The organism is Campylobacter sp. BCW_6877, from assembly GCF_001762445.1.
Classification (GTDB): Bacteria; Campylobacterota; Campylobacteria; order Campylobacterales; family Campylobacteraceae; genus Campylobacter_D; species Campylobacter_D jejuni.
Genome location: NZ_MJWW01000061.1, coordinates 57,664 through 68,277, shown reverse-complemented (window position 1 = coordinate 68,277; position 10,614 = coordinate 57,664). Strand labels below are relative to the sequence as shown.

General features: G+C 29.3%; 13 protein-coding genes and 1 pseudogene. 12 read left to right on the top strand and 2 right to left on the bottom strand.

The features are described from left to right. Positions 1-242 precede the first annotated feature (242 nt). The 12 genes and pseudogenes from AJ936_RS09395 (at position 243) to AJ936_RS09345 (ending at position 8,763) form a co-directional block, all read left to right on the top strand. A complete protein-coding gene (locus AJ936_RS09395) occupies positions 243-662 on the top strand; it encodes a hypothetical protein (protein ID WP_070274467.1) in 420 nt (139 codons plus the stop codon). After that, on the top strand, positions 580-777 hold the full coding sequence (locus AJ936_RS10065) for a hypothetical protein (protein WP_070293817.1): 198 nt from the start codon (positions 580-582) through the stop codon (positions 775-777). The genes AJ936_RS09395 and AJ936_RS10065 overlap by 83 nt, the downstream gene beginning before the upstream one ends. After that, positions 770-1,261, top strand: coding sequence for a hypothetical protein (locus tag AJ936_RS09390; RefSeq protein WP_002861686.1), 492 nt, complete (start codon positions 770-772; stop codon positions 1,259-1,261). The genes AJ936_RS10065 and AJ936_RS09390 overlap by 8 nt, the downstream gene beginning before the upstream one ends. Then, on the top strand, positions 1,261-2,991 hold the full coding sequence (locus AJ936_RS09385) for a hypothetical protein (RefSeq protein WP_070274465.1): 1,731 nt from the start codon (positions 1,261-1,263) through the stop codon (positions 2,989-2,991). The genes AJ936_RS09390 and AJ936_RS09385 overlap by 1 nt, the downstream gene beginning before the upstream one ends. Before the next feature lie 116 nt (positions 2,992-3,107). Continuing rightward, positions 3,108-3,257 (top strand): hypothetical protein, encoded by a 150-nt coding sequence (locus tag AJ936_RS09380; RefSeq protein ID WP_002857548.1) that lies wholly within the window; start codon positions 3,108-3,110, stop codon positions 3,255-3,257. A 5-nt stretch (positions 3,258-3,262) separates the two neighbouring features. Further along, on the top strand, positions 3,263-3,964 hold the full coding sequence (locus tag AJ936_RS09375) for a tRNA1(Val) (adenine(37)-N6)-methyltransferase (RefSeq protein WP_002861225.1): 702 nt from the start codon (positions 3,263-3,265) through the stop codon (positions 3,962-3,964). Further along, positions 3,954-4,328 (top strand): YkgJ family cysteine cluster protein, encoded by a 375-nt coding sequence (locus AJ936_RS09370; RefSeq protein ID WP_002881237.1) that lies wholly within the window; start codon positions 3,954-3,956, stop codon positions 4,326-4,328. The genes AJ936_RS09375 and AJ936_RS09370 overlap by 11 nt, the downstream gene beginning before the upstream one ends. Beyond that, the gene (locus tag AJ936_RS09365) at positions 4,301-5,578 is read left to right on the top strand and encodes a lipopolysaccharide assembly protein LapB (protein ID WP_070209756.1); all 1,278 of its coding nucleotides are present in this window, start codon (positions 4,301-4,303) and stop codon (positions 5,576-5,578) included. The genes AJ936_RS09370 and AJ936_RS09365 overlap by 28 nt, the downstream gene beginning before the upstream one ends. Continuing rightward, positions 5,575-6,351 carry an indole-3-glycerol phosphate synthase TrpC gene (gene trpC / locus AJ936_RS09360; protein ID WP_070274463.1) on the top strand — a complete coding sequence of 259 codons (777 nt, stop codon included), beginning with the start codon at positions 5,575-5,577 and terminating at the stop codon, positions 6,349-6,351. The genes AJ936_RS09365 and trpC overlap by 4 nt, the downstream gene beginning before the upstream one ends. Before the next feature lie 9 nt (positions 6,352-6,360). Then, on the top strand, positions 6,361-6,846 hold the full coding sequence (locus AJ936_RS09355; RefSeq protein WP_070274461.1) for an HIT domain-containing protein: 486 nt from the start codon (positions 6,361-6,363) through the stop codon (positions 6,844-6,846). Next, entirely contained in the window at positions 6,836-7,834 is a 999-nt protein-coding gene (mnmH, locus tag AJ936_RS09350) for a tRNA 2-selenouridine(34) synthase MnmH (RefSeq protein WP_002861230.1), read from the top strand. The genes AJ936_RS09355 and mnmH overlap by 11 nt, the downstream gene beginning before the upstream one ends. A gap of 337 nt (positions 7,835-8,171) precedes the next feature. Further along, positions 8,172-8,763 (top strand): annotated as a pseudogene (locus AJ936_RS09345) (hypothetical protein). A 66-nt stretch (positions 8,764-8,829) separates the two neighbouring features. Here AJ936_RS09345 and hemH read toward each other — a convergent pair. Both hemH and AJ936_RS09335 read right to left on the bottom strand, forming a co-directional pair. Then, a complete protein-coding gene (gene hemH / locus AJ936_RS09340; protein ID WP_044778773.1) occupies positions 8,830-9,747 on the bottom strand; it encodes a ferrochelatase in 918 nt (305 codons plus the stop codon). Beyond that, positions 9,744-10,610, bottom strand: a complete 867-nt coding sequence (locus tag AJ936_RS09335; RefSeq protein WP_002861237.1) for a Gfo/Idh/MocA family protein — start codon at positions 10,608-10,610, stop codon at positions 9,744-9,746. The genes hemH and AJ936_RS09335 overlap by 4 nt, the downstream gene beginning before the upstream one ends. Between the last annotated feature and the right edge of the window lie 4 nt (positions 10,611-10,614).

The following is a 10,614-nucleotide window of genomic DNA, read 5'->3' as shown; positions in this document are numbered from 1 at the left end:
GAGTTAGCATAGAAAGGAGATAAAAGTTTAAGTAGGTTAAAGTTTACACCCCGCTTTTGCGGGGCAAGGCTAATAAGCCTTGACTATAATTACACAAAGTAGTATAATTATAATTATAAACTTCTGGTATGACATTTATATCACCACCTTTCGCGGGTGGAATTTAGCCATAGGGGGTCAGACCTACGGCTAACCCTTAGGGGTATTATACAAAAACCTTACTTAAACTTCTAAAACAAAATATGATAAATCTTTTATTTGGAAATGCAAAGCTTTATATCGCCTTAGCTTTAATGGCAATCTTAGCAGGATATTTTTATCTAAGACTTGATAGCACAAAGGCAAAATTAGAAAAAAGTCGAAGTGATTTAGCCTTAGCTTTAGAGATTAATAAAAACAACGAAGCAAGGCTAAAAGAACTTACGCAAATTCATAAAGCAGAATTAAAAGCGATCAATGAAGCAAACAATCAAAAAAACGAAGTTAAAGAAAGGATAGAATATGTTAAAGAATACATTTATAAAAGCAATGAAAATAATATTACCAAGCTTTTTAACAATGTCGTTGATAGGTTGTGGGATGCAAACTCAACAAGTAGTAACCAAAATAGAAATTCAAAAAGTAAGAATTCCGCAAGAACTACTAACATTAAGCCCACTTGAAAAGCCAATAGCAAAAAATGAACTAGATATTTTAAATGCCTATTCTATGCTTTTCTATAAATACAGACAATGTGAAATTCAGATAAGTAAAATAAAGGAGCTAAATAATGAGTAATACAAATGTTGATTACAACAAAAGACTTGAAGCATTTAAAGAAATTTATCCGCAAATTTTAGAAATGAGTTTAGCAGAAAAATCTCCATTTGGAGAATTTAAAAAGCTTTTAGAACAATTTGGAAACGATAATGTTATAAGAAATGACCAACAATTTCAAAGCTTAGCACAAGCATTAGTAAGTGTTGGACAAACCATAGTAGCACAAAGTCAAAATACAGCTTTATCCATGATTTTACAAGGCGATGAAAACGAGCTTAACGCTGAAAAAGCTTTACTTTTAAGAGCTCAAACAGAAACAGAAAAAGCAAAACCTGCATTAATAGCTAGACAAACTTCACAGATAGATGATAATTTAAGAATAGAAGCTGCAAAAGTTACACAGAGTGTTCAATTTGGATATTGTACCGGTGGTCTTGATATACCACAAGAAATTATGAAGCTTGTTAAAGAAAAGATAGAAAATATAGAAAAGTCTTCATAATACTTATAGATGAAAAAAGGCTTATGAGAAATTATACTCTTAAGCCTGCTTATCCATCAAACATAGGAGAATTGGATACACAAGAAGTATATAAACAATGGTTTACCTATGCTATGATAGGGGTAAATAAATATGTTGAGCTTTTACATAAACAACTTGTAAGAAAAGGTAGAAGTCAAATTCAAAATATAAACCATCCGCTATTTAAAAATTCGTATATAGTGAAAAAATATAACATTAAAAGTTCTAGCACTGCACCTTATAATAAGGAAAACTATAATGATTTAGGACTTAACCAATTTTTCGTAGGGCAAGATCCATACAAACCTTATCAGGGAGATCCTAGTAGTGAAAATGGAATATATCATGATATTTGCGAAATAAGAACTAATTATAATTTAGGAAGTATGCAGTATTATTATGGTTTTCCAAATAATTTAGCTCTTTTATTTGAAAAAGAAAAAGCTTGGAAATATAATGGAAAAGGATTTTTTTATATTGATGAAAAAATAAATTTCAAAGATATATTAAATAAGGCATTGGAAAATATAAATTATGAAATGCTTATAAATGATATAGAAGTAGTTATTTTTTCTCAAACCATCCAAAAAAATAATGAATGGATATATCCTAGTATTGATGATATTAAAATACCAGAAATTAAAGTAGAAAATGTTGAATTTAAACCAACTTTTGGAAAACCTTATAAAAAATTATGCATTGATGTTGAAAAATTTTTTAGTGATTTTAAGGAGTTAAATGAGAGTATATTTAGAATTGAAAAAGTAGAAATAACCTATAGTGTATATGAGAAAGCACAAAAAACTAGGGAAAGTGATCCGAGTAAAATATATTATACTTTAACAAGCAAAAAGATATCTTTTTTTGAAGTATTTAATTCTATCAAAGAAAATTATAAATGCAAATATGCAACTCCTTTATGTTTTTATAATGGTTTTAATTTAGTTTGTTATGAAGAGCCTTATATTGCTTATTCTTATTCTTACCTCAATAATCAAAGCTTTGGAAAAAAAGATACAAGTGTTACGCCAAGCGTATATCCGCTATATAGAAAAAGTTCAAATTTGCCTTATGGGCGTAGAGATAGATGGTTTGCATTATGGGATAGTTTTTATTATCTTTATGTATACGAAAAATCAAGCAAAGGAATTTTAAGCTTTTTGGCACCTATTGTTACTATTATTTTGGCTGTAGCTACTTGGTGGATTGGCGGACAAGGTGCATGGCTAGGAACATTGATAGGAGTGAGTGAGAATGTAGCTGCGGGTATCACACTAGGAATTAGCTTAGGTTTAGCCGTGGGTTCACTTACTGGAAATAAATTATTTTCAATTCTTAATGCTGTTTGGGGTTTGGTTAATTTTTTAGGTGCTTGGGGTGCTAATAATTGGAATTTAGCTGCAGATTTTACAAAAAATACAGCACAAGCAGCACAAGAAATGACAACTTTTGAATCAACTTTAAATATTATTGGAAATTTACTAAGTGGAGCTAGTAAGATTTTTGATGTTGTTCAAAGCATTACAGCAGATACTCCTGATATGATAAATGAGCAAAGCGATGATTCTGATAATGAAGGTGGAAATGGAAGCGAAACTGAAGAATTAGCAAAAGATGCAATTAATCCAACTTTATGGTATAATTTTGAAACTGCAGATATATTAAATGAAAAAATAGAAAAGAAAGAAAAACCTATTTTTATATTTTAATTTTTGTAGCCATTTTGTAGCCAAATTAAATTTGAAATATTTAAAATTTATATTTTATGGTATTTTATAGTTATTGTTAGGTGTTCGCCGTGGACACCATTTTATGAGGTGTTATTATGATAAAAATTGCTTTTTTTATAACTTTTGTAATTTCTTTTTTGACAGCACAAAGCCCAGTAAATTTTAAAGAAGATAATAATATAACAAAAGAACAAAATATATTTAAAGAACAACCTCCAAAACGCATTAAAATTCCAACGCATTAAAATATATGTCAGATTTGATTACGCTAGCACAATTATCACAAGGGTATCGTTACAATAGTGATTCTTTAATTTTAGCTGATTTTATTTTAAAACAAGGAATTAAAGGCGCTGTTTTTGATGTAGGTGCAGGCTGTGGTATCATAGGTATTTTACTTAAAAAAAATATTGCAAATTTAAGTTTATCTTTGATTGATATTCAAAAAGAAAATATAAAATTGATTGAAAAAAATTTAAAATCCAACCAAATACAAGGCGATATTTTTCATGATGATTTCAATCAATTTCAAAGCATAAAAAAATTTGACTTCATAGTTTGCAATCCTCCATTTTATAGACAAGGAGCTTACAAGAGTGAAGATCAGCATAAAGCTATAAGTAAATTTCAGGAATTTTTACCCTTGCATAGCTTTTTAACTAAAGCAAATTCTATGCTTAAGCCAAATGGTACTTTGTATTTTTGCTATGAAGCTTTAGCTTTAGATGAAATTTGTTTTATTTTAAAAGATATGAAAATAAAAATAACAAAGCTTTGCTTTGTACATACACATCAAAATAAAAAAGCAAGACTTGTTTTGATACAGGTAAAAAAAGGTTCAAAATCGCCTTGTGAGATTTTACCTCCTTTTTTTGTATATGAAAATGAAATTTTAAGCAAACAAATGCAAGAAATTCACTTAAGATTTAGGTTAAAAAGTTATGATATTTGATAAAAATTTTTCTTATGCTTTTGATGAAAATGCTTGTGAGAAATGCGGTGGAAAGTGTTGCACTGGAGAAAGTGGCAATATTTTTGCGAGCATGGAAGAATTAGAAGCATTAAGAAAGCATTTAAATTTAGAAAGCAAAGAATTTGCTGAAAAATACTTGAGAAAAGTGGGCTTTAAAATGAGTTTTAAGGAAGTCGAATTTGAAGATGGCTTTGCTTGCATTTTTTTTGATACTCAAAAAAGAAATTGCAGTATCTACGATTTTCGTCCAAAACAATGCAGAACTTTTCCATTTTGGGAATATTTTAAAACACATCAAAAGGAATTAGAAAAAGAATGTATAGGTATTTGTTATTTGTCTTAGTAGCCTTTTTTTTGGCAGCTTGTGGAAGTTCAAAAATCAATGTTGTTTATCCTGATTATACAAAATATAAAAGCAATGATTTTGATTTAAGGGTTGTGAAGGCTTATAATTATGAGTATTATAAACAATACAAAGAAGCCAGAGATGAATTTTTAAGTCTTTATCAAGATTATAATAATGCTAATTTTTTAGAAAATGCATTTTTACTTACTTTGGCAAACAATCTTGACAAGCAAGCAGAGTTAAATAATCTAGCAAAGCCTTATTTAAATCAAAATGACAATCTTAAGCGACTTAGTGCTCTTTATGCTTTAAATTCAAATGATATCAATAATGCTCAAAAACTTATGAAAGAGCTTTTAACAAAAAAGGATAGTGATCCTAGAAATTTAGAGCTTTACGGAGATATTTTGGTTAAAAAAAATGATTTAAAAAATGCCACAAAGTACTATAGATCTGCTTATAATCAAGTGCAAAACGAAGAAATTTTATTTAAACTCATAGGAATTTATGCGATTTTAAATGATACTTTAAATATTAAAAATGTTTTAGAATTTTCAAGAAAAACCAATGGTTGCACTCTCAAAACTTGCGTCTTGCTTGCTAAAATTTATTTTGATGAAAAAAATATCGAAGCTTTAAAAAGTATATATAAAGAGCTTTATCAACTTACCAAAAATAAAAGTTTTGCATTGGCTTTGGTTGAGCTTTTAAATTCTCAAGGCAAAACAGAAGAAGCTTTAAAAATTTCTTTGAAGTATGATTTAGATGATGATATTAAACTTGCTTTGTATCAGAATTTAAAACGCTTTGATGATGCTAAAAAAATGAGTTTAGCTCTTTATCATAAAACAAAAAATAAAGAATATCTTCTACGAGCGGCAGTTTTTGAATTTGAAGCTGCAAATGAAGCTAAAAAAATCACTCCAAAAGTAATTGATTCTGTAAAAGAAAAATTCGAACAGGCTATCGATAAAGATAGCAATGCTTTGTATTTAAACTATTATGGATATTTGCTTATAGATTATGATTTAGATGTTAAAAAAGGTATAGAGCTTGTGAAACTTGCCTTAGAAAAAGATCCACAGAATTTGTATTATTTAGATTCTTTAGCTTGGGGGTATTATAAACTAGGCAATTGTAAGCAAGCATGGGAAATTTTAAAACAAACATTAGATGATAAAGAATTTGCAAATTCTGATGAGAGTAAAGCTCATATAAAAGCGATAAAGGCGTGTGTAAAACCATGATATTGGATAAAATTTTTGAAAAAACAAAAGAAGATTTAAAAGAACGCAAACTAAAACTTCCTTATGATATGTTAGGGCGTTCTTTAGCTTCAAATCCTTTCTTTCCAAAAGATGTGATTAAAGCTTTAAAAAGAGTAGAAAAAGAAGTTAAAATCATAGCAGAAGTAAAAAAAGCAAGTCCTAGCAAGGGAGTCATTAGAGAAAACTTTGATCCTTTGAGTATCGCTTTAAATTATGAGAAGAACAAAGCTGCGGCGATTTCTGTTTTGACTGAGCCACATTTTTTTAAAGGTTCTTTAGAATACTTAAGTCTTATACGCCGTTATACACAAATTCCTTTACTTAGAAAAGATTTTATCTTTGATGAGTATCAAATTTTAGAAGCTTTGGTTTATGGGGCAGATTTTGTATTGTTAATCGCTAAAATGCTAAGCATGAAAGAGCTTAAAAAACTGCTTGAGTTTGCAAGACATTTAGGTCTTGAGGCTTTGGTTGAAATTCATGATAAAGAGGATTTGAGTAAGGCTATTTTTGCTGGAGCGGATATTATCGGTATCAATCATCGTAATTTAGAGGATTTTACTATGGATATGAGTTTGTGCGAAAAACTTATCCCACAAATCCCAAATTCAAAAATCATCATCGCAGAAAGTGGTTTAGAAAATAAAGAATTTTTAGAGCATTTACAAAATTTAGGCGTTGATGCTTTTTTAATCGGCGAATATTTTATGCGTGAGGGAGATGAAGGAAAGGCTTTAAAAGCTTTGCTTTAAGGAGGGAAAATGCAATATTTGTATGCACCATGGCGGAGTGAGTATTTTGAAAAAGAAAAAACTGTTTGTCCATTTTGTGATTGTACTAATAAGATCAAAAGTGATAAAGAATTAGGTGTGATTTTTAGAGCAAAGCATTGTTTTGGAGTGATGAACCGCTATCCTTATTCTGCGGGGCATTTTATGGTGATTCCTTATGTACATGAAGAGCATATAGAAAATTTAAGCGATGAAATTTGGCAAGAAATGAGCCATTTTGTGCGTTTGGGAGTGAAAATTTTAAAAGAGCAAATCCATGCAAATGGGGTCAATATCGGTATGAATTTAAGCAAAGATGCAGGAGCTGGCATAGCTTTTCACTGTCATTATCATCTAGTGCCACGCTGGGCAGGAGATACAAATTTTATCACAACCATAGGAGAAACTAGGATTTGTGGCACTAATATCGAGCAAGTTTATCAAAAACTTGTTTTGGCTTTTAAAAATGCTCAGTGAAGTTGAATTTACAGAATTTCAAAAAGAAAATTTCTCTCTTTTAATCGATGCAAGAAGCCCTAGAGAATTTTTGCATTCTCATTTGATAGGAGCTTTAAATTTTTATGCACTCAATGATGAAGAATATCAGGAAATAGGAACGATTTATAAGAAAAATCAAGCTTTAGCCAAGGCTAGGGGTGCGAGTTATATTTGTCAAAATACCGCTAAACATATATTAGAAATCACTCAAAATTTTCGCATAGGAGAAAAGGTGGGGATTTATTGTTCTCGTGGGGGTTTGCGTTCAAAGTCTATCGCAGTGATTTTAAGTGAGCTTGGTTTTAGAGTGGTGCGTTTAAAAGGTGGCTTTAAAGCTTATAGAACTTTTGTAACGCGTTATTTTGAAAATGAAATAAATTTTGATTTTTTTGCTCTTTGCGGCAATACAGGCTGTGGAAAAACAGAGCTTTTAGAACAACTCCCACAAGCTATAAATTTAGAAAAAATGGCAAATCATTTAGGCTCATCTTTTGGTGATATTTTAGGAAAACAACCTACGCAAAAAGCTTTTGAAGCAGAACTTTTTCACAATATGCAAAATTTAGAAAATTTTGCTTTCATAGAAAGTGAAAGTCGCAAAATAGGGGATATCATCTTACCTTTGAAATTTTATGAAAAAATGCAAAAGGCTTTTAAAATTTATTGTTTTTGTTCTTTGGAAAATCGCGTTAAAAGAATACAAAAAATTTATCAAGAAAAAATGACTCCTTTAAAATTTCAACAATGCGTGCAAAAAATCAGCCCTTATATCAGCTTAAATTTACGCCAAGAATTGCTTCAAAGTTATGAGAAAAAAGAATGGCAAAAGCTTATTGTTATGCTTTTGGAGTATTATGATAAAACTTATAAAAAACCAGACAAGATTGATTTTGAGTTAAATACCGATGATATTTTAAAAGCTCAAGAAGAGCTTTTAGATCATTTTAAAGCGCAATTACTTTTTTAATATTAGATAATTTTATTAAATAATCAAATTTTTTCTTCATCATCTTACAATAATCCTTTTTTATCTTTGTTGTTTTTTAGCTTGGCCCAAATTTGTATTTTAATGCTAGTAAATTTGAATCATAGAGAAGTAAAATATTTTTTAAATCCCTATTTATAGTAATTTAAAATAAAAAAATAAACTTTTATAAAAAAATATATAAAATATTTCTTAAATTTATATTTTTTAAATCATTTTAAATATAATTATCTTGTAATTATATTTTGTAAGAAAGGGTAGGTAAGCGAATGCGGTAAATTCAAGTTTTATTGTATTGTGTACTCTGCTAGTTTTGCTTATGACTCCAGCTTTAGCAATGTTTTATTTGGGTATGGTAAGAAGTAAAAATACATTCAATACCATAATGAATTGCTTTATTGTTTTTAGTGTCATTGCTTTACAATGGGTAGTGCTTGAGTGGCTCATCCATAAAAACTGACTATTTTAGGTGGACTTAGTGGGCTTGTAGTTGCGGTTATGTAGATTTTATGCTTCTCTTGTTATAGGAGCTTTGTCTTTCTGTATTTTGTTGTTTTGGTTTGAGTTTTATTAAATACAAACTCAAATAGGATTGATTCTTTAGATGCTTTTTCTTTACACGGAATCGGAGGTGTTTGAGAGGAATTGCTACAGGGCTTTTTGCAAGTGCTAAAGTAAATCCTAATGTGATTGCCTAAAATGCGCTTGGCGAGATTTTTTATCAGTGGAAGTTTAGAGCTTTTAAAAGAGCAAATTCTTGCTATTATGATTTGTATGTTTTTTCAGCTCTCATAAGCTTTATTATTCTTAAGATTATTTCTTATTTTGTAGACTTAAGAGCGAAAGAAGAAGTAGAACAAAAAGGCTTAGATGTGAGTTTGCGCGGAGAAAAAGCTTATACTTTGGCTTAGTCAGCTAAATTTTTACCAAAAAGTCCTTGTTAATCTTTAAAAAAATGATAGACAAGGGTCTCAAATTCATTCTTGGTTAAGATCAGATAAATATTTTAAAATAAATTCCATAAATTCATCACTATCATTAGGACAACTTATTAAATCATAATCACATTTTGCTAAATGTTTATACTCCATACCTAGTTCAAAAATCGTTTCAGAACAATCTATACAAAAAGAAATAGGATAAATCAAAGCTTTATCGTTTAAATTTGCCAAAATATCGCTTGTATTTGGTTCAAGCCATTTTACAGGGCCTAGTTTGGACTGATAAGCTAAAATAAATTCATCAAAATGATCTTTTAATTTTTCTTTTAAAATTTCTACATGATTATTTACATGCTTTTCGTATAAATCACCCTTATCAATAATGCTTTGTGGTAAAGAATGCGCTGAAAAAATCAAAATTTTGGCATCAAATTTACTTTTTTTATCCAAAATGTGCGAAACTATCATCTCATTATAAAGCTCATTTTTGTAAAAAATATCTATAGTTTTTACTTTTGCTTGAATTTTTTGCTTTGAAATTTCATTTTGCAGAACTTCTAAAGATGAAGTTACTGTGGTACAAGAATGGTGCGGATAAAGTGGAAAAAGAATGATTTCATCATTTTCATTTAAAGTGTATTTTTGCAAAATTTCTGTGGCAAAAGGAGGCACATAAAGATTTACAAAATCAAATTTAAATTCATCTTGTTTTAAATTAAGCTTGTCACACAGGCTTTGAGTAAGTTCGTTTAAAGGGGATTTTCCGCCCATTTTTTTATAGTTTTCTTGCATGGCTTTAACGCGAGCCTTTGTTATGATCCATGCTACAAATTTTCTTAAAAATCGATTTTTGATTCCTAAAATATAAGGATCATTAAACATATTTTTTAAAAAAACTTCACAATCTTGTAAATTCGTAGCTCCGCCCATATTTAAAAATAAAACTAATTTCACGCAAACCTTTCTAAAATTTCTTGAACTTTGTAAGCATCGCTCGTGCTGGCTAGATGATTGGGTTGATTATCGATAAGTTTTAACAAAGCTTCGTGTTCTGAAAAAAGTGGACTTTGTTGAGTAAGTTCTATAAAATTTCCATCTTTTAATAAAGAAAAATCATTTAAATTGGCTTCATAAAAATGATTTTTAGTAATAAGATGAATTTTTCTTAGTTTTTGTGTGCTATTCCAACTTTGATGTATGCTAGCAATACATTTTTCAAGCCCACATAGAATAATGCTTTCGCTTTCTCTTGTTTGATCTTGGGTGTATTTTTTAAGCAAATTGGTTTTTGTTATTTCTTGTTTGCTTAAAAAACAAAGCAAATCAAGATCATGCACAGCCAAATCTTGCAAAATCCCTACATCGCCGATTCTTTGCGGGTAGGGTGAAAATCTTTGTATGTTAATGCTGATAATTTCTTCATTTTCAAGCTCTTTTTTTAGGGCTAAAACCGCAGGATTAAATCTTTCACAAAAACCTACGCCTACTTTTACGCTGTATTCTTTAGCTAAATTTGAAATTTCGTCTATTTCTTTTAAATTTAGAGCTAAAGGCTTTTCGATTAAAACGCATTTGCATTGTTTAAAAATTTTTTTTGCTATTGCTAAATGTGAATTTGTAGGTGTTGCTATGATGATAATATCATTATTTTGATTTAAAAATTTATCCAAATCATCATAAAAAATATCATCAAAAATATTTAGATTTGGATTTTTGCAAAGATCAAAAAGTGCATTAAGTTTAAAATGAGAATTTTTACTAAGTTCATTTAAGTGGTTTTGCCCCATTTTTCCAAGGCCTATGATACCTATTTTCATGGAA

Bases quoted from the DNA above. Each gene is read 5' to 3' on its own strand.
- AJ936_RS09335 (WP_002861237.1), bottom strand. From the start codon at position 10,610: ATGAAAATAGGTATCATAGGCCTTGGAAAAATGGGGCAAAACCACTTA.
- AJ936_RS09355 (WP_070274461.1), top strand. From the start codon at position 6,361: ATGCAATATTTGTATGCACCATGGCGGAGTGAGTATTTTGAAAAAGAA.
- AJ936_RS09375 (WP_002861225.1), top strand. From the start codon at position 3,263: ATGTCAGATTTGATTACGCTAGCACAATTATCACAAGGGTATCGTTAC.
- AJ936_RS09395 (WP_070274467.1), top strand. From the start codon at position 243: ATGATAAATCTTTTATTTGGAAATGCAAAGCTTTATATCGCCTTAGCT.
- mnmH (WP_002861230.1), top strand. From the start codon at position 6,836: ATGCTCAGTGAAGTTGAATTTACAGAATTTCAAAAAGAAAATTTCTCT.
- AJ936_RS09365 (WP_070209756.1), top strand. From the start codon at position 4,301: ATGTATAGGTATTTGTTATTTGTCTTAGTAGCCTTTTTTTTGGCAGCT.
- trpC (WP_070274463.1), top strand. From the start codon at position 5,575: ATGATATTGGATAAAATTTTTGAAAAAACAAAAGAAGATTTAAAAGAA.
- AJ936_RS09390 (WP_002861686.1), top strand. From the start codon at position 770: ATGAGTAATACAAATGTTGATTACAACAAAAGACTTGAAGCATTTAAA.
- AJ936_RS09370 (WP_002881237.1), top strand. From the start codon at position 3,954: ATGATATTTGATAAAAATTTTTCTTATGCTTTTGATGAAAATGCTTGT.
- AJ936_RS10065 (WP_070293817.1), top strand. From the start codon at position 580: ATGCAAACTCAACAAGTAGTAACCAAAATAGAAATTCAAAAAGTAAGA.
- AJ936_RS09380 (WP_002857548.1), top strand. From the start codon at position 3,108: ATGATAAAAATTGCTTTTTTTATAACTTTTGTAATTTCTTTTTTGACA.